This window comes from Lysinibacillus sp. UGB7 (assembly GCF_049058285.1).
GTDB lineage: Bacteria > Bacillota > Bacilli > Bacillales_A > Planococcaceae > Lysinibacillus > Lysinibacillus sphaericus_B.
Window position 1 is genome coordinate 57,655 of the sequence record NZ_JBMGUV010000026.1, and the last position, 23,388, is coordinate 81,042.

General features: G+C 37.9%; 23 protein-coding genes. 6 read left to right on the top strand and 17 right to left on the bottom strand.

Annotated features, from left to right (window positions below; all coding sequences use genetic code 11):
- Positions 1–146: 146 nt before the first annotated feature.
- The 7 genes from ACOMCU_RS20190 to ACOMCU_RS20220 form a co-directional block, all read right to left on the bottom strand.
- On the bottom strand, positions 147–1,064 hold the full coding sequence (locus ACOMCU_RS20190) for an SGNH/GDSL hydrolase family protein (protein ID WP_421051186.1): 918 nt from the start codon (positions 1,062–1,064) through the stop codon (positions 147–149).
- Positions 1,065–1,120: 56 nt separating this feature from the next.
- The gene (locus ACOMCU_RS20195) at positions 1,121–2,350 is read right to left on the bottom strand and encodes an aminopeptidase (RefSeq protein ID WP_421051187.1); all 1,230 of its coding nucleotides are present in this window, start codon (positions 2,348–2,350) and stop codon (positions 1,121–1,123) included.
- Position 2,351: 1 nt separating this feature from the next.
- A complete protein-coding gene (locus tag ACOMCU_RS20200) occupies positions 2,352–3,500 on the bottom strand; it encodes a DEAD/DEAH box helicase (protein ID WP_010857208.1) in 1,149 nt (382 codons plus the stop codon).
- A 214-nt stretch (positions 3,501–3,714) separates the two neighbouring features.
- Positions 3,715–4,416, bottom strand: coding sequence for an aspartate/glutamate racemase family protein (locus tag ACOMCU_RS20205; RefSeq protein WP_010857207.1), 702 nt, complete (start codon positions 4,414–4,416; stop codon positions 3,715–3,717).
- The gene (locus ACOMCU_RS20210) at positions 4,413–5,645 is read right to left on the bottom strand and encodes a hypothetical protein (RefSeq protein ID WP_010857206.1); all 1,233 of its coding nucleotides are present in this window, start codon (positions 5,643–5,645) and stop codon (positions 4,413–4,415) included. Before ACOMCU_RS20210 ends, ACOMCU_RS20205 begins: the two co-directional genes overlap by 4 nt.
- Positions 5,646–5,755: 110 nt before the next feature.
- Entirely contained in the window at positions 5,756–6,700 is a 945-nt protein-coding gene (locus ACOMCU_RS20215; protein ID WP_010857205.1) for a C39 family peptidase, read from the bottom strand.
- 196 nt (positions 6,701–6,896) lie between these two features.
- Positions 6,897–8,393, bottom strand: coding sequence for a class I adenylate-forming enzyme family protein (locus ACOMCU_RS20220; RefSeq protein ID WP_421051188.1), 1,497 nt, complete (start codon positions 8,391–8,393; stop codon positions 6,897–6,899).
- 274 nt (positions 8,394–8,667) lie between these two features.
- Here ACOMCU_RS20220 and ACOMCU_RS20225 point away from each other — a divergent pair, with 274 nt between their 5' ends.
- Entirely contained in the window at positions 8,668–9,303 is a 636-nt protein-coding gene (locus ACOMCU_RS20225) for a metallophosphoesterase family protein (RefSeq protein ID WP_010857203.1), read from the top strand.
- 225 nt (positions 9,304–9,528) lie between these two features.
- On the opposite strand, the gene ACOMCU_RS20230 is transcribed toward ACOMCU_RS20225, so the two are convergent.
- The 5 genes from ACOMCU_RS20230 to ACOMCU_RS20250 all read right to left on the bottom strand — a co-directional run bounded on the left by ACOMCU_RS20230 (position 9,529) and on the right by ACOMCU_RS20250 (position 11,198).
- Complete coding sequence (locus ACOMCU_RS20230; protein WP_421051189.1) at positions 9,529–10,101, bottom strand: DUF305 domain-containing protein; 573 nt, start codon at positions 10,099–10,101, stop codon at positions 9,529–9,531.
- Positions 10,102–10,180: 79 nt separating this feature from the next.
- Positions 10,181–10,375, bottom strand: coding sequence for a cysteine-rich CWC family protein (locus ACOMCU_RS20235; protein ID WP_230491807.1), 195 nt, complete (start codon positions 10,373–10,375; stop codon positions 10,181–10,183).
- A gap of 82 nt (positions 10,376–10,457) precedes the next feature.
- The gene (locus tag ACOMCU_RS20240) at positions 10,458–10,661 is read right to left on the bottom strand and encodes a gamma-type small acid-soluble spore protein (protein WP_421051190.1); all 204 of its coding nucleotides are present in this window, start codon (positions 10,659–10,661) and stop codon (positions 10,458–10,460) included.
- Between the two features lie 16 nt (positions 10,662–10,677).
- Complete coding sequence (locus ACOMCU_RS20245; RefSeq protein WP_230491806.1) at positions 10,678–10,890, bottom strand: hypothetical protein; 213 nt, start codon at positions 10,888–10,890, stop codon at positions 10,678–10,680.
- Positions 10,891–10,964: 74 nt separating this feature from the next.
- Positions 10,965–11,198, bottom strand: coding sequence for a hypothetical protein (locus tag ACOMCU_RS20250; protein ID WP_010857199.1), 234 nt, complete (start codon positions 11,196–11,198; stop codon positions 10,965–10,967).
- Between the two features lie 147 nt (positions 11,199–11,345).
- On the opposite strand from ACOMCU_RS20250, the gene ACOMCU_RS20255 reads away from it, so the two are divergent.
- On the top strand, positions 11,346–11,840 hold the full coding sequence (locus ACOMCU_RS20255; protein ID WP_036130899.1) for a L,D-transpeptidase family protein: 495 nt from the start codon (positions 11,346–11,348) through the stop codon (positions 11,838–11,840).
- Between the two features lie 391 nt (positions 11,841–12,231).
- On the top strand, positions 12,232–13,899 hold the full coding sequence (locus tag ACOMCU_RS20260; protein WP_155242480.1) for a ribonuclease J: 1,668 nt from the start codon (positions 12,232–12,234) through the stop codon (positions 13,897–13,899).
- Between the two features lie 349 nt (positions 13,900–14,248).
- Here the strand turns inward: ACOMCU_RS20260 and ACOMCU_RS20265 are convergent, their stop codons facing one another.
- The gene (locus tag ACOMCU_RS20265) at positions 14,249–14,857 is read right to left on the bottom strand and encodes a hypothetical protein (RefSeq protein WP_010857196.1); all 609 of its coding nucleotides are present in this window, start codon (positions 14,855–14,857) and stop codon (positions 14,249–14,251) included.
- Positions 14,858–15,068: 211 nt separating this feature from the next.
- Here ACOMCU_RS20265 and ACOMCU_RS20270 point away from each other — a divergent pair, with 211 nt between their 5' ends.
- Positions 15,069–15,455, top strand: coding sequence for a helix-turn-helix domain-containing protein (locus tag ACOMCU_RS20270; protein ID WP_010857195.1), 387 nt, complete (start codon positions 15,069–15,071; stop codon positions 15,453–15,455).
- Positions 15,456–15,522: 67 nt separating this feature from the next.
- Here ACOMCU_RS20270 and ACOMCU_RS20275 read toward each other — a convergent pair whose 3' ends face one another.
- Entirely contained in the window at positions 15,523–16,401 is an 879-nt protein-coding gene (locus ACOMCU_RS20275; RefSeq protein WP_010857194.1) for a radical SAM/SPASM domain-containing protein, read from the bottom strand.
- 223 nt (positions 16,402–16,624) lie between these two features.
- Between ACOMCU_RS20275 and ACOMCU_RS20280 the strand changes: the two genes are divergently transcribed.
- Complete coding sequence (locus ACOMCU_RS20280) at positions 16,625–17,026, top strand: hypothetical protein (protein WP_421051191.1); 402 nt, start codon at positions 16,625–16,627, stop codon at positions 17,024–17,026.
- Positions 17,027–17,125: 99 nt separating this feature from the next.
- Here ACOMCU_RS20280 and ACOMCU_RS20285 read toward each other — a convergent pair whose 3' ends face one another.
- The 3 genes from ACOMCU_RS20285 to ACOMCU_RS20295 form a co-directional block, all read right to left on the bottom strand.
- Positions 17,126–18,526 carry a SpoVR family protein gene (locus ACOMCU_RS20285; protein WP_421051192.1) on the bottom strand — a complete coding sequence of 467 codons (1,401 nt, stop codon included), beginning with the start codon at positions 18,524–18,526 and terminating at the stop codon, positions 17,126–17,128.
- A 57-nt stretch (positions 18,527–18,583) separates the two neighbouring features.
- Positions 18,584–19,741 carry a sporulation protein YhbH gene (yhbH, locus tag ACOMCU_RS20290; RefSeq protein ID WP_010857191.1) on the bottom strand — a complete coding sequence of 386 codons (1,158 nt, stop codon included), beginning with the start codon at positions 19,739–19,741 and terminating at the stop codon, positions 18,584–18,586.
- A gap of 300 nt (positions 19,742–20,041) precedes the next feature.
- Positions 20,042–21,937 carry a PrkA family serine protein kinase gene (locus ACOMCU_RS20295; protein ID WP_036130893.1) on the bottom strand — a complete coding sequence of 632 codons (1,896 nt, stop codon included), beginning with the start codon at positions 21,935–21,937 and terminating at the stop codon, positions 20,042–20,044.
- Positions 21,938–22,271: 334 nt separating this feature from the next.
- Here ACOMCU_RS20295 and ACOMCU_RS20300 point away from each other — a divergent pair, with 334 nt between their 5' ends.
- Positions 22,272–23,267: a M23 family metallopeptidase gene (locus tag ACOMCU_RS20300; protein ID WP_010857189.1), complete on the top strand. Its 996-nt coding sequence runs from the start codon at positions 22,272–22,274 to the stop codon at positions 23,265–23,267.
- Positions 23,268–23,388: the final 121 nt, after the last annotated feature.

A 23,388-nucleotide genomic window follows, 5' to 3' on the forward strand; every position in this document is an offset into this window, starting at 1 on the left:
CTTCTCCTGAGCGGTAAACTCATCTACCTGAGCGATGCACGTCCAGCACTCTTTTGCCCCTGATGCTTGGCATTTACGCAGAAAGGAGTTGTCTCACCATTGAGACAACTCCTTTTCCTTCGATATTCTAGCTTAATGTGAACCCATTAACTATACTGAAGCTCTCTTGCTTTTTCGAGAAAGGATACATACCCGTTAAAGCCTTGAATACGACGCACGGTAGCAACTGACTCTTGTGTCGATTCATCAGGTCTCTGTTTGACTTTTGCTTGCTTTTTTACTATTTCTTCAAATGTCATTGGATTAGGCTTTGGTAATTCTTCAGATGATATCGCTAACATATCACTGCCACTATAAGTTTTCAAAAAGGCATTCGCCATTTGACGATAACCTTCGAAATTCGGATGTACATCTGAGCTATTCGGTAAGTAGTTCGTTGCCTGCAATCCAAAAGCATCATACACGTTTATATATACCGCTCCAGCCTGCTGTGCTTGCTGCTGTAAAATTGTATTTAACTTGAGCAGTTGTTCATTCGTTCCTTCTTTTTGAGAGGCATGCACAGTCGGATAGGCAAAATAGTAACCCATCACATAGACTTTTGCATGTGGTGCACGCGTTTTCAACTCAGCTAAAATTTCTTCCATATTTTTTCGGGCTGTATTTAATGCGTAATCTGTCTGGAGCTGAGAAAATGTCAGTGTGCCTGCAGTTGGATTCACTTGCACAAGACGTAGTAAGTCATTGGCACCTGCGGAAATGGTAATGAGCGTTGCATTCGCTAATAACTCACTCGCCTCAGCAGATTTTACTCGCTGCAATACATCCATCGTTGTAAACCCTGGAAACGCAAGCTCTTTTGTATAATGACCTATTTGACCAATTAGTCCGAGTCTCATTGCAATCAAATCACTGTAGCCAGTATCAATTTCCTGATAGGGTGTTTGACCTGCGGCTAATGAATCTCCAATTGCCACATAATTTTCAGCCTGTGCAAATGCAGATGAAACACCTAATGTGATTGTAAGCAAGGTTACACTTATTAAACCCAGTAGTCGTTTCATCTGCTCATCTCCTATTTATTCACCTTAGGCATATTAAAAGGCATATTAAATGTTGCTTAAATTGCCCAGCTACCTTTACGGAAAATCGGCTCTACCGTACCATCAGGTAAAATTCCGTCAATATCCATTTCGCCACTACCAATCATAAAGTCCTCATGTGTCACAGAAATATTGGCGCCTAATGCTTCAAGCTGTCCGTTTTCTAAATCTCTTCCACCTTCTAGGCAAGTTGGATATGCTTCACCAATAGCTAGATGGTTTGAAGCATTTTCATCGAACAAAGTATTGAAATATAAAATCTCTGATGCTGAAATAGGTGACTCATATGGTACAAGTGCTACTTCGCCTAAATAGCACGAACCTTCATCCACCGCAATAAGCTCTTGCAATAAATCATGACCAGTTTGTGCTTCAGCCTTGATAATTTTCCCCTCTTCAAAAGTAAGCTTGAAGCCATCAATAATATTGCCTTGATAAACTAATGGTTTAGTATTGCTGACAAACCCATTAACCCCTTGCTTCATCGGCAATGTATAAACCTCTTCTGTCGGCATATTGGCAATGAATACCGTATCATCAGGTGTTTTACTTCCACCAGTAAGCCATTTATGCTGAGGTGCTAAAGCAATCGTTAAATCTGTACCCGGTGCTGTATAATGAAGCTTTGTATATTTTTTACTGTTCAATAAAGTTGCTCGGGATTCTAAATTTGCCACGTGTGAACGCCAATTTTCAACTGCGTTCCCCTCACCGATGTGCACTGTTTTAAAAATAGCTTCCCACAGCGCAGATACTTGCTCTTCTGCAACTAAATTTGGGAATACCTTTGCTGCCCATTTTGGAGATGGCACTGCTACGATAGACCAAGCGATTAAATCTTTCATCACAGCATTTCGATAGTTTTTCAGTGCAGCACCTGCTACTTTTTGTTGTGTTGCCAAACGATCTGCCGGAATACCTGTTAAAAGATCTGGATCTGCAGCGTCAATCCATAAAAGTGCGCCTTTACGCTCGATTAGCTCATCGCGCATTTTGACTATCCACTCTGGATAACGATTTAACTCTTCGTCTGAGGCATGTTCGAAATAGGCACGGTCCATTACACCATCTGAAAAATTAACATGAACACGACCTGCTCCGGCTTTATAGGCCTCTTTTACCACTAAACGAGCAAAGTCTAATGCATCCACAGATGTGTTCACTAATAGATATTGACCTGGTTGAATATTGACGCCAACTTTTACGGCAAGCTCTGCATATGCTTGTAATTTCTCATCAAAAGTCATATTATTTCCCTCGTTTTTGTCCAATAGTTTTTGAATTACCTTCTACTAGTTCACCGTCATGCCATACCTTTTGAACTGGCTTACCAGCAACTTCGCGTGTCCACTTTTTATAGGTTTTTTCATCGTGGTACGATAATAATGTTAAGACTTCGCCATCAGCACCTGCACGTCCTGTACGACCAGATCGATGCAAATATTGCTCAATCGTGCGTGGCACGTCAACATGAATAACATGTGTTAAACCTGCGATATCTAAACCACGTGCCGCTATATCAGTGGCAATTAAAATACGAGCATCTCCTTTACGGAATGCATCTAATGCCTTTTTACGTTCTTCTTTTTTCATGTCAGAATGTAGTGTCACAATCGGTGCAGCACGGTATTGTAACTTAGTTTCCTTCATGAGTAATTGGTCAATATTGTTGACAAAGGCCAGTGCACGTAAGCCATCCGTATGGGATAAACGGCGCAGGAAATCAGTTTTATCGCGTTCTTCTACCTTCACAAATGAATGTACAACTTTGCCGAACTTTACCATATCTTCAGGTTTAATTTTGAAGCGTAATGGCTCAAACATCATACGGCTAGCCACTAATTCAATCTCCTCTGTAATTGTGGCTGAAACGACAACTACCTGACGACCGTAGGCTGAGGCTTCGATAAAGGATTTTACTACTACACGATATTCACGGCTTAGTAACTGATCACATTCGTCTAAAATTACCGTTTCAATTTCTTTAAGTTTTAATTTACCCGCACGTGCTAATTCATTTAGACGGCCTGGTGTACCAACAACAATTGTCGGTTTTTTCTTCAGTTTTTCGATTTGACGCGCCGAGTTTGCACCGCCTATTAGTTGTTGAACTGTAATATCAGTACCAGCTGTCCATTCGCGAATAACTTCCACGATTTGCATCGCTAATTCCTGAGATGGGGCAACAATAAGTCCTTGTGTTTGTTTTTTCGTTCCATTTACCTTGTTTAATAAAGGCAACACATAGGCTAATGTTTTCCCAGAGCCTGTTGGCGATTCAGCTACAATATCTTTGCCATCAAGCATTGCTGGAATCATTTCATCTTGAATTTTCATTGGCTCTTCGAAATTCCATTTTGCTTGTAGACCTTCATTTAATAAATTTATTACTGACATGTCAATTCCCACCTTTTATCCTGCTTGACACTAGTTTAACATACTAGCCCTGTACAAGCATTTTCCTTCTGTATATCTATTATACCTCGATAGCATTGTATCTGATGCGGAGCATTCTCAACATTAAATGTCCATTGCTGACTATCGTTTTCGCAACTACAAACTTACTTGTCGAAGTGAAAGGCTCACCTATTACCAACAGGTGAGCCAAATGTTAACGCACTAATTCATAGCCACATGCTAAAATAGCACACTCAGCTAAAACAATTAGTGAATCTATATATTTGTCGTTTAATTTTAAATCTCGATTGACGATGGACAGCTCTGTACACCCTAAAACAATACGGTCGCAATCAAGTGCAAGCATCGCCTCTTCAATTGGTTGCCACTGTTCTTTGGTGACATCCTTACCAGCCTTTACATAATCGTAAATAATCATCATGACTTTTTCTTTCATGGCATCATCTGGTACAACGGGCGTAATGCCATAGTTCTCAAGTGCATCCTGATACATACGAGATGTTAACGTACCTGTTGTCGCTAGAATACCGACTCGCTTCGCTCCTAATTCATGCGCGCGCTTGGCCGTTTCACGAATCATATGTAACACAGGTACTGGAGAGCCTTGTGCTAATTCATCATAAAAAGTATGCGCAGTATTACATGGAATAGCAATCATGTCTGCTCCAACAGAAGCTAGTTTTTTGGCATCCTCAATTAAGACTGGAACTGGATTTTGCTTTGTATTATCTAAAATAAAAGCCGTACGATCAGGAATATTTGTGTCATTATCGATAATTGTATGTACATGTTCCTGATCCTTGATAGCCTTTGTACGTCTTACAATCATTTCACCGATAAACATTGTTGCTAGTGGACCAACGCCACCAATAATACCTAAAGTTTGTTTTTTCATGAGTTCGACAGACCTTTGTTGTTAAAATATTTCTTATACTTACGATAAAAGTTTAAATTATCGAGCGTTACATTCAACCAACGTTTCGCATTCATATCCTTATAATTAAAAATAGAATCGGTCGCTAAGCCTTGGCGAATAAGACTCTTCGCTTCAATCACTAGTTGTTCGTTTAATACATATTTAAATAATACACCGTTAGGCACAATCGTCCAAAGATGCTTATTTTGCACGTATGTTAGTTGCTGTTTACTATCGCGAATGAAATCATCCGCTACATACTGCATTAAATTATAGCCACTTGCTGTCACATAATAATTCGAAAGTTCATTATGTAATTCAATACTTAACAGTTTGTATTGACCGTCACGTTCATCAAATTTCATATCGAACGTTGCAAAGCCTTGGAAGTGAATTGTTTCAAGAAATGTCTTTACAAGTTCCATCAACGCTTTGTCATAGGTTGTCATAATGGCAACATAGCGACCGATACCATCGGGCGAATGTTCTTCTAAAATAGGGTTTCCTACAGATAGTAATTTAACTTTACGATCTTGTCCAACATAAGCATTTACAACACGCATATTGGCATCATCACCTGGAATATACTGTTGAATCATTAAATCATCACGGTACGCAGATTCTTTATAAATTGCGTGGAAAATGGCATCCTTTTCTTCCTTATCATGTGCAATATATACTTTTTTCTTACCAGGGAAAATACATGCAGCATATTTCATCATATTCATTGGCTTGATAACAACTGGATACTCAAAGGGCATATCATATTGCTCATAGTCATTCACCGTACATACATGCAAGCTTGGGTAATCGAAGCCGAATTCCGCGCATAGTTGGTACATACTTTCACGTGTCAGTAGCTGATTTGCAAGTGAAGCATCCACATAAGGAATGATAAAAAACTGTGACAGTTCCTCCTTATGATGGACAATTTTCTTCACATAAAATTCATCGCAGGCCAGCAATAGCAGTTTTTTTTCTGCAAATTCATCAGCTATCGCTTGTAAAGCAACAACAAATCGTTCTTCGATATGTAGTCTTGGCACTTCACGAAAAGTAAGTAAATCACTGTGTTGAATTTTGGCTTTGTTCGTATGATTTAATGCGAGTGGTTTAACGCCATAGGACTCGTAAAATGCTCGTGCCATGCCGTAAGCATTCATTTCATCGCCCAATAAAACCGGTAAAAAAGTGTGCTCAATGGCCATTCTACTCAACTCCCTTTAGCTATTTATATTAGTGTAACATACTGTGCCATTATTGTTAGATATGCCTTCAATTGAAGCAAGTACAGCCGTTTGCAACAGCACTTTTGATATTACTTATGCACTGCTACTGCTTGTGAACCTAGCTCCTGATAGCTTTTAAAGAATTGATCTTCATTGTATGTGACATAGCCCTTTAGTGGGTCCATTACGACTACTTTCCCGTCTAAATGGCCTGTTAATACGACAGCATGAAGGTTTACGTACCCATCACGTTGCGTTGGTTCTCCTTCGTATATCCAACCTTTACTTGCTTTTCTTTTCGGTTTTGATAAATCTAGCGTGACCCATGTCACAACTGGTACTCCTTCTTGGACAAGCTCTAAAATCTCTTCCTGTGATGCACCACTCTTGTCTGTTACACGTAAATCAGCCTGCTTCGCTTCTATAGCTGCTTGTGCCGCTTTCACAATTGGCGCTGCAAAGACGTACATGCCAGTTGCTTTATCACTCGGATCTCCAGCAAATGCATGTGCTGGATTTGGTCCAAATCGTTGCCCCCCGATTATTTTAAAATTCTGCTTCGGTAAATACGTATCAGCCATTTCTAGCTTTGTAACATTCATACCGTAATAATTTAATACTGCTGTCAGCGATGTAATCTCACAGCCATGTGGTAGTTCGGGGTTTTGCATCACAATGGGCACATCCAGTTCTTGCTCATTTCTTGAAAAATGAGTTTGCAGTCGATAATATGGCTTTGACGTATCATATATAAAAGTATCAATCGTTGTATACCCATCGCCCCCCATACTATTTTCAAGTGTGGTAGCGGCAATTGTATACTCCTTACCCTCTACAAGTTTGGAGAATGTCGCCTCGCCCTCTTCAGAACCAAGTGCATCCTCAATCTCTTCACCTGTCTCCAAATCTGTCACTTTTATATAGAGTTTAGGGATCGGTGCTCCGCTATTAAATTCCACCGTTAACACGGTTAATTGATTTTTTTGTTTATCTTGCTGCCATAGCTGATCGCAGCCCGAAAGTAGCATAATCATTATAAGACCTATTATAAAAAGGCGTTTATACCTCGTCCACAAGACAAAATTCCGCTCCTATCTTGTTCGAAGACAATAACACTATCTTCAATTCTATTATTTCAATTAATTGCAGTCTCTATTATACGCTAATTTCATAAGTGTTCCTATTTTATCATGCTACTTTTTAATGAACTGGCTACGTTTTTTCCATTTATTAAATTGTTTTCACTGTAGCGCGTAAAGTATGCTTCAGTACCTTTCCGGATGCATTGCGTGGTAATTCTACTAAAAATTCAATTTCATGAGGCACTTTATATTTGGCAAGTTGTGTACGGCAATAGGCAAGAATCGTTTCTTCATTTAAAGAATGCCCATCCTTCAAGACAACAAACGCCTTTGATACCTCACCATAAACTTCATGCGGTAAACCAACAACTGCTGCTTCTAAAATTTCTGGCAATTGATATAAAACCTCTTCCACTTCGATCGGATAAATATTTTCACCACCACGAATAATCATATCTTTTTTACGGTCTACAATATATAAATATCCTTCTTCATCAAAGCGCCCTAAATCACCTGAATAAAGCCAGCCATCTCGGATTGTTCGAGTTGTTTCCTCATCATTACGTAAATAGCCTTTCATCACCTGCGGACCTTTCACACAAATCTCGCCAACTTGCCCAGCTGGCACTGATTCACCATAGCTATCGACTACTCGTACCTCAGTCAGTGCTAATGGTTGCCCCACCGAGCCAATTTTCGTTAATGCATCAGCATCTAATAGAGAAGTAGCCGCTGGTGAATTTTCTGTTTGACCATATAAATTTTGAACCTTCACCTGTGGAAATGCCTCTTTTACCTGTTTGACAAGCTCAAAAGGCATCGGTGCAGCTCCATAACAAAGTAAACGTAAATTATTAAATGTATGTTCTTTAAATGCCGGTGTATTTAAAATAATTGTATACATGGACGGTACGCCAAAGAAAATGGTCGCCTGCTTGTTTGCAAGTTGTACGAGCGTATTTGTTGGAGAAAATCCTTCCTCTATAATGACTGTCCCCCCCTTATAAAACATCGGCATAGCAAATACGTGGAGTCCTGCACAATGAAATAGTGGCGTACAGATAAACATTTTATCCGTATTCGTCATATTCATAGATGTTGACCAGATGTCTGCTGTGGAAGCAATATTCTGATGAGTCAGCATTACTCCTTTGGGCTTACCTGTTGTACCAGAAGTATACATAACAACAGCTGTTTCATTCGGCTCCAATATGACAGCCTTTCTTTGCCCTTCATGCTTTTGAATAATTTCTACCATGTCTTTTAAACCTACTACATGGTGGAATGCATAGGGAATCTCTGCAATAGCATCTTCGATTCGTTCATCATAGATAAGGCCTTTTACTTGTGAATGATCAAAAATAAATTCGACCTCTGGTGTAGCCAATTTTGTATTAATGGGCATAGCGACAAAGCCTGCTAGTTGAACACCGATATAAGCAGTTAAAAATAAATCTGAATTGAGCGTATACAATGCAATAACATCATCTTTTTCATAACCCTGTTGTTGTAAGTACGCTGCAAATTTACTTGCACGACCATAAAAATCCCTATAGGTCACATTGTTGCCGCCATACATTGTTGCAATTGCCTGTGGTTGCTGCTCTGCATAGTTCTGTAAAATATCAGTCATTAACATTGTCATTGAAAGCCCCCCTAATTGTTTACCATCAATTACACCTATATCGTGTAGTTTAAATTTTATGACTGCCGTTAAAATACTATTCTAGTATCCGAATTCAGAAAATTTTGACTACATTTTATATTTTATCAAGCTATAATTAAGTTGGCAATTTTTCATCACACACTAAAATTTCAGTGATATGTAACAAAATATACTTATACATTTTACTTTTCTATCAATTTCTGTTAGGTGTATGATACTTGTACAATCCATTTTGAAGAAAGGCCTGGTTAACATGCTGTATGCACTTTTAGGAGATTTACATTCTAGTATTGAAGATACAAAAGCCGTATTGGCTCACATTCAACAAACAGCGAAGAATGCTGAAGTAATAGGATTAGGTGATTTATATGAATGTATTGTTAGTAAAAAAAAGGCGAAATCTGTGTCTGACTTGCCGTTGCAAAAAGCAGCTATCATAGAAAGTGATTTTGAAAATTTACTAACGTTCCCATCCATCCGAGGCAATCAAGAAGAACGTATTACACAAGTGACAGGCATCGAGCGTTTTATAGAACTCCCTGAAACAATGGACATTGATGGCGCAACACTTATGCACGGCCATCAATTTAAGTGGAGTGTTACATGGCAACCTACTTTCCCTCCATTCGAAAAAAAGCTTCTTTTTTTCGGACATAGCCATGAGTCAGGCCTTTATAGTCTTAATAAAAAGCTACCCGTTCGTATTCATTTTGGTCAGCCGATTACCTTACATGATAAACAATATGGCATCAATGTTGGTTCTGTTGTTGACCATCGTGAATGGTGTCTTTATGACAGTGAAAAGCGAACAGTAACGTTTATGTGCGCACCATTTACTTCACTACAGGAAAATTCACAACTTTCAATGGCATTGGCTAACCGAATTTAGCTATTTCATGGACATGGATAAATGTGTTATAGTTATGGTGAGATAATGTCAACCAAGTGTACAAAAAGATAATAATATGTAAAGAGTTAACGTCCACGCACGTGATTTTGTATTATTGTGGTAATAAACGTGCTTATATAGACTTAGAACAACGCAGCCCGCATCTCATCGATTTTCATATAACACAAAAACGCTAAAATCACCGTAGATTTTAGCGTTTTTTTATTAACAATCCTGCAAGCCTTTCAGTAATTTTTGCATCTCTTCGATTTGACAGCATAATGTTTTAATCATGCATTGGAGAATCGGAATTAACTCTTGGCAAATACAGAATCTCAATACATTTTGCGCTAATCGTACGCCTCCTTGATGATGGATAATCATTTTTTGGATATAATTCACATTAATACTATTAGAAATTGGTGGTGCACACATTGCCTGGAACATGACTTCCGTTATTTCCTTAAACGTACACATATATTCATATAATTCATATTCTGAATTTTGCACGATACAGCATCTATTTTGTATTGCTTCTAGATTTTCTACTATTTCAGAATGAGTATTTATTATTTCTAATGCGAAGTTTTGAACAGGGATATTTGTTGTATAACGTAAAACGTTTTCTGACATTTTAATAGCAGCTACTTGATGCGGAATTATTTGTTTGATGAAATTCTCTGATATGCTACATGTAATGGTAACATAGGTCATACCCTGCATCATTTTATTAAGGATTTTTTGATATTCCTCTAAATATGCCTGTGTTACATTACTAAGTTCAATTGGTTTAGACATTAGACACACTCCTTTCAGAGTAATGTATGCCCTGTAGGTTGTTGTGTAATAGACATTTGTACCAACAGATCATCTAAAACTATATACCTTTGTATTTATATGTATTTAAGCATTTTCGACAGATGCACTTATTAGGTTGTTGAGTTACCGCTTCCAAGATATTTTCAGGAAAGCTCTCCTTCATACACCAGCAAGTATTGTTACCTTGAGCCAGCTCGCAATGATTTTCTTGTTCACATATTGGACAACACTTTTCACCAGTAGGCAATTGCATGCACTCCTTTCTACTCGTGATATTGTACTGTACAAAATCAGAAGTACGAAATACAAATATATTTCGCACTCCCTTTAGGCAATCATGAATTATTCTTAAATGACTGATTTTCCATTTTTACTTCTTGAATGTTCGTATCACTATAGATTGCTGTCCCCTGTCCACCATTTTTAGCTAACAGCTCTTTTACTTCATTGTAGGATAACCCAGAAGCTGCATTTTTCCTTTTTACCTCGTTAATGTTCGTACCTGAAGAAGTGAACAACGCTTTATGATTATCACTCATACAAATACCTCCATTTCTATAATTCATCCGGCTGCAGTTCAATCAGTTCGTCGCCTTCTCTTTTCACTCTTTTATTGAGCTCAGCAATTGGTATGATATCCACTGTTTGCATGTCTTCGTGCAAATCGAAAATACTAATTGTATCCGATTCCACCATGTCTGGTTTATCCTTACTGGCTAAGTTCATAAACATTTTTTTGTCATGCGGTACATTTTCTTTGTCCATCATTCCACACTCCTTTATCTATAATGTGTGTAAAGGTGAACAGATTATGTGTCTTCAGCGTTTACCTTTAACATGGACTACTTTTTCACTTTATGTTTTGTTTTATCTACACGATGGTATTCAGAGATTTGAATTACTCGGACATTTTTTGTATGCAGTTCATGATAAATTCCTCTACTATCTGTAAATGAAATATATTGATCTCGCTCGTTTCGTACCAATTGCTCAGCTTTTTCTTGCGATTCAATATGAATAAATCTTCGGACATAATGCATTTCATCAAAAAAATAAGTAATTTTAAATTCCTTCATTATTAAATGCTCCCCTACTATCAGATATACCTTGCGCTTAACTTAACCGCTATTTCCACACTTCATCCTTTGCTAAATCACTTTCGGCACTTTCTCTACTCCAAGCATAAAATACACTATAACAACTAATAGCGGGAGGTGGTTACACTGATTCATACCGTCAAAGCAGGCGAAACATTATCTCAAATCGCTAGAGATTATCGTACCCCTTTGTCATCAATAATTTCCGCAAATCCAGGAATTAATCCAAATGTTCTTTATATCGGGCAACAAATTGTCATACCGGGTTTTCCAGATCCTAATACAATCCCTTATCAAATCGATATTTCCATCGAAAATCGTTGGTTACGGCTATTCAAAGATGGCATCCTTCAAAAACAATATCCTATTGCCGTCGGTAGAATGTTACATGGTACACCTGTAGGTAGTTTTATTATCATTAATAAAGCGCCTAATCCAGGTGGACCTTTTGGTACAATGTGGATGAGTTTATCTAAAGAACACTATGGCATTCATGGAACCAATGACCCTAGTTCTATTGGTCATGCCGTTTCACGCGGCTGTATACGTATGCATAATCACGATGTGGAGGAACTTGCTAGTATCGTTCCCATCGGTACAGCAGTATCCATTCACCCCTAGTAGCCTTCCACTCCAATCAACGATAGCGTAGCACTTTTTGACACGATTGTGCTTGTTGTGAAGCTTCGCTTTAGCACATAAACCCCTGTTGCGGAAGAATCGTACTATACATTAGAGTGACACCTGCGAGTGAAGCGGCTCATCAGACGCCCCCAGGAAAGTGCTCAGTTGGAACGGAAATCAACGGCTCGTTTTGCCGAAGAGTCATACTTTATTTAATAGGACACCTTTTATAGTTTTTCAACAACATGAAACAACTTTGCAATTATTTTATATGCATAGTTGTTTTTCTTTGTTCTTTGATTATGTATCAAAAGTATAAGATACATCACCTGAAGCAATACTAAAAAGTATTGTAGTAAGTTAAAAATAGGAGGAAATAATTTTGGCCATGACAGACAATACATTATCCATTTTCGCCTTAGGTGGCATCAATGAAATCGGTAAAAATATGTATGTTGTACAATACGGAAACGATATGGTAATTATCGATTGTGGTGCTAAGTTTCCAGATGAAAGCTTATTGGGCATTGATTTGATTATCCCCGATATTACTTATTTACAGGAAAATAAAGAGAAGATAAAAGCACTGATTGTGACACATGGACACGAGGATCATATTGGTGGTATTCCTTATCTTTTAAAAAAATTAAATGTTCCTATTTATGCAACTCGTTTTACACTCGGGTTAATTGAGTTAAAGCTAAAAGAGCATAAACTTTTGAGAGAGACAGACCTAATAGAAATACATTCTGAGTCCGCGTTAAAACTCGGGCTTATGGACGTTAGTTTTTTCAGAACGAACCATAGTATACCTGATTGCTTAGGTATCGTTTTTCACACCCCTGAAGGTAATGTTGTACACACTGGTGACTTTAAATTCGATTTAACCCCTGTGAACAATCAATATGCTGATATTCATAAAATGGCCGAAATTGGTACGCAGGGTGTACTAGTGCTTATATCTGAAAGTACGAATGCCGAACGACCTGGGTTAACACCATCAGAACAACTTGTCGGAGGTCATATTGAAGAAGCTTTTTTTCATGCCGATCGCAAAGTCATCATCTCTACATTTGCCTCTAATGTAAATCGTATTCAACAGATTGTCGACGCAACAATTGCAACAAAAAGAAAGCTTGCATTACTTGGACGTAGTATGGTGAATGTTGTAGAAGTCGCTTTAGAACGAGGGTATCTAACTATACCTGACGACATGCTAATCGATGCACGTGAAGTAAAGTATCTTCCACCTGAAGAAGTAGTGGTTTTATGTACAGGGAGTCAGGGTGAGCCATTAGCTGCGCTTTCTCGCTTAGCCAGCGGAAATCATCGTGAGGTTAAAGTTTTACCTGATGATACAATCATTTTAGCAGCTTCTCCTATTCCTGGGAATGAGAAAGGTGTTTCACGAATCGTCGACAATTTATTTCAGCTAGGGGCAAAAGTAATTTATGGATCTGCAAGTAACACGGGGATGCATGTTTCTGGACATGGCTACCAAGAAGATTTAAAGCTGATGTTGACCTTCATGAAACCAAAATTTTTCATACCCATTCATGGTGAATTCCGTATGTTACACCAGCATCGGCTGTTAGCAGAAGCGGTAGGCGTCAAAAGAGGCCATACCTTTATCATGAAAAATGGGGACGTCGTTGATATTGAAAATGCCAAGGCAAGACAAACACGCAAGATTCCATCCGGCGATACGTATGTTGATGGAATTGGTATAGGTGAGGTTGAAGGGATTGTATTACGTGACCGCAAACAACTATCTGAAGACGGTATGCTCGTTATTGTTTTAACGATCAGTAAGGAGAATGGTACGATTATTGCGGAACCAGATACCATTTCACGCGGTTTTGTTTATGCAAAAGATTCAGAAATGTTACTACGCAAAGTAGATGTCCTCGTCAAAACAACAGTTAGTGAATTGCAAGAAGAAAATAAACAGCAAATATTCGTCTTAAAAAAAGAAATAAAAAAAGTAGTGGGCCAATATCTCTTTTCTCAAACGAAGCGAAAACCAATGATATTGCCAATTATCATTGAAATTTGACATGAGCTAGTAGAGGCGCCCCGAAGATTAGCTTAAAAGCGTTGCATCTATAAGACATCATACATGCTAGATAGGGGCTGTCTCTTAAAACAAAAACGCCCGTCTGCCTATATGGTAAAATGCCGCTTCACTTTCTTTCCACAGGCAAGCATGAGCCGCATCGGTGGGTCTTATGCTCATGCTCATGCTCTTGCTCTTGCTTTTCCTGTTCCTACGTTTTTCACGCATTCGTCGCAAATACGAGTGCAGGAATCTAGAATACCTCTACGTATATTGTTTTTACTTTAGGAACATCCCCAATCTATCGTTAAACATAGCAAACGGTTCATGTAAGAGCTACTTGTACCACTTAGCACTGACTCATATTTTTTTTACACAATTGTTCTATAAAATTATCAGGTTGTTGAATTTCCTTGAAAAGATCTCCTTTAAAGATTTTATGAAGCAAGGAAATATAACAGTTTTGAACTTGATCAAACCCTAAATTTAAGTGTCTTGTATGGCTTTCAGCTTGCATCGAAATATCGTTAAAATGCTGCGGTAAATCTTCTACCAATGTTATTAAGGAGTCTCTATTTTTTATTAAAAGCTGCATCGCATTTAACAACTGCACGATTTTCGTTTGCATTTCAATTCCTGGGACATCTACAGTTAGATGAGACAAATGTTGCCAATCATTACCTAACTGATACCAATTGAGGTAATGCAATAAATAATCACTTAAAATGATGGATTCATTTGGGATGATAGCTACATTATCATTTGCAATGCAAACTTCAGTTTCACATTGATATATCTTTTTTTCAGTACCACTCCTACCACTTTTAGCGAGAATGATTGTCTTTGCAGGCACTTTAACACACTTAAAATGCTTTATATTTGAGAAATAATGCATATTCGGTACTGATAACCCGGCAACAATTAAAACAATTTCTTTTAATCTATAACGTTTTAGCATGCTTGTATCCCCCATTTTTATTTACTTTGTCTACAACATATCTGCTTGAAGTTTTTTACTTATTCTTATGTATCTTTCTTAAATTTCGCACGAACAAATAATACCTCTCTCTATTGTACCATTTTAATGTAACTTTTTATCCATTATACAAATATAATGGTATATGCATTTCAAAGGTTTTTCTCTAGTTTTTTACATAGAGGTGAATGATATGTCAGACTTTTTAAAGCTTGTAGGCGAACAACTCCGTATCATTAGAGTTTCTAAGGGACTTAGTCAAGAAGAAGTTGCAGAAAAAACGGGGAAGTTAGGTTTTAGTAAAGGTCGAATCTCAAATATTGAGCATGGTCAATCGAATATCACATTAAGCACATTAGAGATGCTTATGAAGGCGTTAGATATTGCACCTGAAGAACTGTTTAATTTCCAAAAGTTATCCGGTGTTACCGATATTGAAGAGAAGAATCTAATGCTCGACATTCATCGCTCATTACTAAGAGAGCGAGATTTAGATGAAGTAAAATATGTTGTACGTATAACAAAGGATTTTTTAAATACTGTGGATGCACAATCGAAGAAAAACAGCACAAATGGGTAACACTACCATTTGTGCTGTTTTTTAATTTTAAATAGCCCAAAAAAGCAAGCGGCTGTTTTCGAACCAACTATTCCATCCCAAATTTTTGGCGATAGCCACATTTTCTACATAGTTCTTCGACCGCTTCTCGTCTTGAAAATCCTTCAACAATATTATTCGCACGTTCACCCTCTACAATCTCTGTAAATGATGTCTGATTAACATTACCTAGATTGATGACACCCTCACCATCAAGACAACACGGCACAACTGTACCATCAACAAGAATCGCAGCTTGGCTACGTAACGCATGACAAAAACCTTTGCCCTCATCCTCAGGTGCGAGCAGACTAGGCCATCTAAACTCATGGTCCTGATTTAAATAAATATTGTTGGCAATTTTCACGCCTTTGCCCGGCTGAACTTTCTCCTCAATACGATAATCCAGCGTATATTCATTTTCTAAGATTTCTAACGTCTCTCGATTTCTTCTCGCCGCAATATCCGTTACATGTTCTTGTTGTAAATTCCAGAGACGATATGAAATGATTGTATTAAAGTCTTTTGCATCACGGACAAAATCCAATATATCACCTAAATATTTCTCTCGATTTTCTGAGCCCTCATGACCATCAAAGCTATGTAATGAGAAATTGATTTGGCGTAGTGCCGGCTTACCTAACAATTTTTCACGATTCTTTTTAATCAATGTCCCATTGGTCGTAATATTGACCTTAAAGCCCTTGGCGTGTGCAGCATCTAATAACTGATCGATGCGTGGATGTAACAGTGGTTCACCTTTGACATGCAAGTAAATGTATTTGGTATGTGGTCGTATTTCATCAAGTATTTTATTAAATTGTTCTACCTTAATTAGCCCTTTTGCACGTGCAGTCGGTGGACAGAAACTACAAGCCAAATTACAGACACTGGTAATTTCTATATAGACCTTTTTAAATGTTCTCAACGTTTTTTCACCGTTCCAGTTCTATGTTATTCAAATAATCTTATTCATTTTAACAAATTTTCACGATAGCGAGCAGTTATTCATTATTTATTTCTCGTAGGCTAGGTTTATTATGACACTTACTTTGAATTATTTCTATTTCAGCACAAGGCTACACGTACAAGTAAGTTCAAGTTAAGTTAATACGTTAGTAATATACCTAAGTGAAAGGGGTGAGCAAACGATGGCTGGATATAAAGATTTTTCGAGGAGAAACAATTCATCTAAAGAACTGGAAAGAGAACATTCAAAAGATCACGAAAAAGATAATATCACGATTCATCTCACGTTTAATATTGGAAATACGGACATTCATATTGAACAAAGAGCTGAGGGTGGCGGACAGATTAATAAAGATGTGGGGACAAATGCCAACCAAGGTGGGCAAAATGCTTTAAACGGTAGCCGCACAAGAAACCAAAATTCTCAATTTGCTGATGGGAATGGAAGAAGTGGCATAGCCGGTAATGATAATGACGAGGCTGGTGGACAACAAGGAATAAAAGTACGTGATAGCTTAGTAATCGATAGCAAAATACATTCAAGCTCCAATCAAAATCAAGAAGAAAACAAAGATAATTTATAAAGAAACAAGAAAAAAAGAGTAAGCTTTATGGCACCAATGTTACTAACTAATAAAACTTCTATCTGTGGGTTTTATCAGCCCATGATAGAAGTTTTACAATTACACTGATCGCTTATAATTTTTAGTTCCATCATATGAATAAAGAACAGGTTTTGCATCAACACACGTTTCCAAGTGCACCGGTCGCCCCCACAGTTGATAAATGTACGGTAATACATTCTCTAAATATCGTGGGTCAAGCTCCATCCCCTCATAACCATGCACTAAATATAACTCCCCATTCCGTAAGTAGTCGCCATTTTTCACCACGATATACGGAAACCCACCATTTACCCGGATGGATACGAGCTGATCACGCACCATTTCATGATCTTTGTCAGTAATACGGTATTCATTGCCTTTTTTCTGAAACAAATAAAGGTCCTCTTGTTTTGCTAAATCCTTTGTTAAATAATTTCGGATAAAAGAAATATCCGATTCAATCTCTCTCACCTCAAACATTTTCTCGCGACCCGAGTTCGGCTCAACGCCTAACTTTCTCATTTCTTCTGTAGGGTTATTATATCGTTGTTCAATATCCTCAAAAATTTTCAGCCCAAGATAATAAGGGTTAATTGATGTTTTAGACGGTTGCACAACGCCTGCATTTAATTTTGCATATTCTATGGTCTCTGTAGTTGTGAGCTTGAGCTCGCGCATAATTCGTTGATGCCAATAGGACGCCCAGCCTTCATTCATAATTTTCGTTTCTAATTGCGGCCAAAAGTAAAGCATTTCCTCACGCATCATTGTTAAAATATCGCGCTGCCACTCCTCTAGCTCTCTACTATGTTCCTCAATAAATAGTAATAAATCCTTTTCTGGCTTTGACGGAAACTGCTTTAATCTTCTTCGAACCGTTCTATGTTCTTGTTCTTTTTCATCTAAACTCCAAAGATCATCATATGGTGATCTTGACGCAATAATTTCTTCTTCGTCCTCTTCCTCATTACCGGTAAACAGCCTAGGTCGTATGATAGATGGGTCGATATGCTCTTGAATGGCTAACACCGCATCTAAAAACTGTTCAACCTCATCCTTGCCGTACTCTCTTTCATAGCTAGCTATTCGTTCAGCTGTTGCAGTCATGCTCTCGACCATATCTCGTCTTGTATTGGAAAAGCGCACATTATTTTTGAAAAAATCACAGTGTGCCAATACATGGGCAATAATTAGCTTATTTTGAGTTAATGAATTCGTATCAAGTAAAAATGCATAGCATGGGTCCGAGTTAATGACCAATTCATAAATTTGGCTTAACCCTAAATCATATTGCAATTTCATTTTATGGAATTGTTTCCCGAAACTCCAATGCGAAAAACGCGTAGGCATTCCATATGCACCAAATGTATAAATAATATCTGCTGGACATATTTCGTATCGCATCGTGTAAAAATCTAAACCGAAACCTGCCGCAATTTCTGTTATTTCATCAATCGCTCGGTGAAGCTCATTCTCCATTTTTCGCTCCCTCCTTTGGAATTGCATACTCAGTACTGCCCATCTTTAATCTTCAAATTAAGATTCGCTTTTTTGGAAAAAGCTTTTTAATGCATCGTAAACATCACTTTTTTTCTTCAAAATATGATGCCTAAATTTCTCATCTTCAATTTTTTTATACGTATACATAAGTGTAGAAAAGCGGTTATGCTGATTTACTTCACCGTATCCGAACATACTTGAAACATCCATTAACTCGCCAACTAACTTCAAGCATTTCTCATTATCCATCGAAATGTTTTCACCGTCCGAAAAGTGAACCGGATAAATATTGTAGCGAGTCGGATTATATTTTTCACCAATTAGTTCCAAGGCTTTAATATAGGCAGATGAACAAATGGTTCCTCCACTTTCTCCTTTAGTAAAAAACTCTTCCTCCGTCACCACCTTGGCTTCCGTATGATGTGCGATAAATTCAATTTCTACAGTTTGGTACTTTGAACGTAAAAATCTAGTCATCCAAAAGAAAAAGCTTCTGGCACAATATTTTTCAAAGGAACCCATGGAACCACTTGTATCCATCATGGCAAGGACTACTGCCTTCGATTCTGGCTTTTCTACTTCATCCCATGTTTTAAAGCGCAAGTCATCATTATGAATCGGAGTAATTTCTGCCTTTCCCAGCATGGCATTACGCTTCAGCGCATTTAAAATTGTACGCTTCTTATCGACATTGCCCATAAGCCCTTTTTTTCTTATATCATTAAATTCAACCTTTTCGGTTTTAATATCTTCTTTTTCTTTTTGCTGTAAATTCGGCAGCTCCAACTCTTTAAATAACACATTTTGTATTTCTTCGATGCTTACCTCTGCCTCATAGTAATCATTACCAGGCTTATCACCGGCTTCTTTACCTTGGCCATTGCCTTGATTACCTCTACTTGGTTCACGTGCTACAACATCCCCTACATTACTATCCCCTTGTCCTTGGCCTACATGTTTCGAGTTATCGTAGTTGTAGCGAATTTTATATTCATCAAGAGAGCGTATAGGTATCTTGATAACCTCACGACCATTGGACATGATGATACTTTCTTCACTCACTAAATCTGGTAAATTATTTTTAATGGCATCTTTTACTTTTTCCATATGACGTTGTTGATCTTGGTGCCCTTTACGATGGAGGGACCAATTTTCCTGAGAGATGGCATATCGTTTATTCTGGTTTTCAGTCATTTTTATCCTCACCCATCTATCAAATTTGCATTTTTTCTATACTATGCTTGTGATCACCTATGTTGCACTTTTTTAGAGAAATCAATTACACCTCGACGGGGCCTGCGCCCGGTTTTGAATTATATAAGCACAATTCAAAACTGCAACATGCGCCACAATTTTTAGGACTTCGATGTACATTACGCAGGGACTGCCACAGGACGTGGCGATTTAAGTATGGAGTCCTTTCATTCATTTGACGTCCCTCCGCTAAATGAATGAAGATAAAAAGAGTGCCCTAGGGACACTCCTATTCAGTCTTTATCGATTCAGTAGACTACCTACATATTGTAATAATTCATTTGCAGACGTTGTGTTATAACCATGTTCATCAACAAGTCTTGCCACAACCTCATTGATTTTCTTAAGTTGCGATTCATCCGGCATTTTGGAAGACGTTGTAATTTTCACAACATCTTTTAAGTCTGCAAATAGTTTCTTTTGAATTGCTTCTCTTAATCTTTCATGAGAATTATAATCAAATCTTTTGCCTTTTCTTGCATACGCAGAAATACGGATTAAAATTTCCTCACGGAAAGCCTTTTTGGCATTTTCTGAAATGCCGATTTGTTCTTCAATTGAACGCATCAATTTTTCGTCTGGATTCATTTCCTCACCAGTCAAACGATCAAAAATTTTGTTTTTATTACAAAAAGCCTCAACGTTATCGAGATAATTATTCATCAGTGTTTTCGCCGACTCTTCATACGAATAAACAAACGCTTTTTGCACTTCATTTTTCGCAATATCATCATACTCTCTTCTAGCAACAGCAATATAATTCATATATTTTTCTCGATCTTCCTGTGAGATCGAAGCATGCTGATCCAGTCCATCCTTCAGTGAACGTAGAACATCTAACGCATTTATAGACGGTATTTCTTTTCGAATAATGGCTGAAGAAATTCGATTAATAATATACCGTGGATCAATACCGTTCATGCCTTCGTTTGGAAACTCTTTTTTAAGCTCCTCTAAGTCAACGGAATTAAATCCCTCCACATTTTCTCCGTCGTACAAGCGCATTTTTTTAATAAGATCCACACCTTGTTTCTTCGGAACTTCAAGCCTTGTTAGAACCGAAAAGATTGCTGCGGCCTTCAATGCATGTGGTGCAATATGAACATGAGAAATATCGCTTTCTCTAATCATCTTTTGGTAAATCAATTCTTCCTGACTAACTTTCAAATTATAAGGAATCGGCATCACAATAATTCGCGAATGTAATGCTTCGTTTTTCTTATTCGATATGAATGAACGATACTCGGTTTCGTTTGTATGTGCCACTATTAACTCATCTGCACTAATCAATGCGAATCTTCCCGCCTTAAAATTACCTTCCTGAGTTAATGACAATAAGTTCCACAAGAATTTCTCGTCTAATTTCAGCATTTCTTGGAATTCCATCATCCCTCGATTGGCCTTGTTTAACTCTCCATCAAAGCGATAAGCGCGAGGGTCAGATTCTGAACCAAACACACCAATTGTCGAGAAATCAATGCTGCCCGTCAAATCAGCAATATCTTGAGATTTTGGGTCAGAAGGAGTAAAAGTTCCGATGCCTACTCGTTTGTCTTCTGAAAAAGTAATACGTTCAATTATGACATTTTCAATACGTCCATCATATTCCTTTTCAAGACGCATCGTATTTAAAGGCGATAAACTACCCTCAATCCGTATACCATACTCCTCGAAAAATTCTTTACGTAAATGATGAGGAATTAAATGTAGAGGATCTTCATGCATTGGACATCCCTTAATTGCGAAGACTGCTCCCTCATCCGTGCGCGAATATTGCTCAAGTCCACGTTTCAGCAAGGTCACAATCGTTGATTTACCGCCACTTACTGGCCCCATTAGTAATAAAATTCGCTTCCTAACATCCAATCTCCGTGCTGCTGGATGGAAATACTCCTCCACCAATCTTTCAATTGCTGTTTCAAGCCCAAAAATTTCTTGACCAAAAAACTGATACATCTTTTGCCCATCGCGTTCCTCTAAACCTGCACTTTTAATCATATTATAGACGCGTGAATGGGCAGTTTGAGCAACTTCAGGTCTTTCCTTAATAATGCTTAAATAATCTGCAAATGTACCTTCCCACTTCAGTCGATTTTCTTCTTCGCGATAGCTCTTCACTTTGTTTAAAATGTTGATAGCCTTCCCTCCATTCAGGGCTTGATTTATAACATAGTATGAAATAAGAGACATTATGATACCCAATACTTTTTTGCATTCTTTAAATATTCCCATGCATAGTGAGTAAATTGTTGCCAAACTACACTACAGTCCTAGGTTAGTTAAGAAAACACTTCACAAAAAAATTCATTTTATGGTCCTAAACCAAGAGTAACGCTTTAATTGTTTCCGAATGAAAAGTTGCCTCACAATAGTCGCAAGTCGATTTCCGTTGATTGTACTTTGTTGTACAAACCATACTCATGAAATAATTAAATTCGGTTATTCTAACTGTAGAAAGGAGGTTCATTTATTGAGTCATCGTCATCTAATTTTCCTTGGAACATTGTTGCTATTATGTAGTTTTACTCTCCCCATTGTTACATTGGCAAAAGAAAAACCCTCTGAAGAGGAAATTTTGCAACAGCGTATGTCCTATTATGTACAATTTGATGAATTATTGATTCCATGGCACTTCTTAGCAGCTATCGACCAATTTGAACGCAATTTACAATCGGTCCGCTCAGATATACCCAAGCGCGAAAGTTATATTGCCATTCGATTTTCGGACGAGTATTGGTCAGGGGCATTGAACCCTGTAAAGGAAGATACAATCCCCGAAACCATCAGTTTTTTCGGAGGAATGGGGCTTGATGGCGATGGTGATGGTATTGCAAGTCCTAACGATGATGAAGATGTCATATTCTCCATGGCCAGTTATTTAAGGAAGTTTGGCTCGACAGACGAGGATTTTAAATTAGCTTTATGGGAATATTACGGAAGCGAAGAAGCTGTCAATCAAATCACTACAATTTCCACTTTGTATAGACATTTCAAAACAACAGATCTTGATGCACATACCTTTCCAATTCCTGTCCGCAACAATTACAGCTTTAGAGGCACATGGGGCGCTAACAGAGGTTGGGGAGGGAGACGAATACATGAAGGAACCGACATTTTTGCTAGCTACGGGACGCCTGTCCTATCCACTTCTTATGGTGTAGTTGAAGTAAAAGGCTGGAATCAATTTGGTGGATGGCGGATTGGCGTTCGTGATAATCATAATTCCTATCATTATTATGCCCACCTCGGTAGCTTTCATAAGGAAATCGAGATTGGAGACATTGTAGAACCTGGAACAGTTCTCGGTTATGTTGGTAGTTCCGGCTACGGCAAAGAAGGAACATCCGGAAAATTCCCACCCCATCTTCATTACGGCATCTACAAGTTCAATGGGCGTACGGAATGGGCATTTGATCCTTATCCGTCATTACTGCAATGGGAGCGACAAGCGAAAAAAGCAAAGTAGTACAGTTTAAGGTTGTTCAATAAGCATTTTTCAACTTATTGAATAGCCTTATCTCTTTACATAAATGAAATTATTGAACTGTAAAAATCTAACTATGCAATGATTTGAAATTTCTCTATAA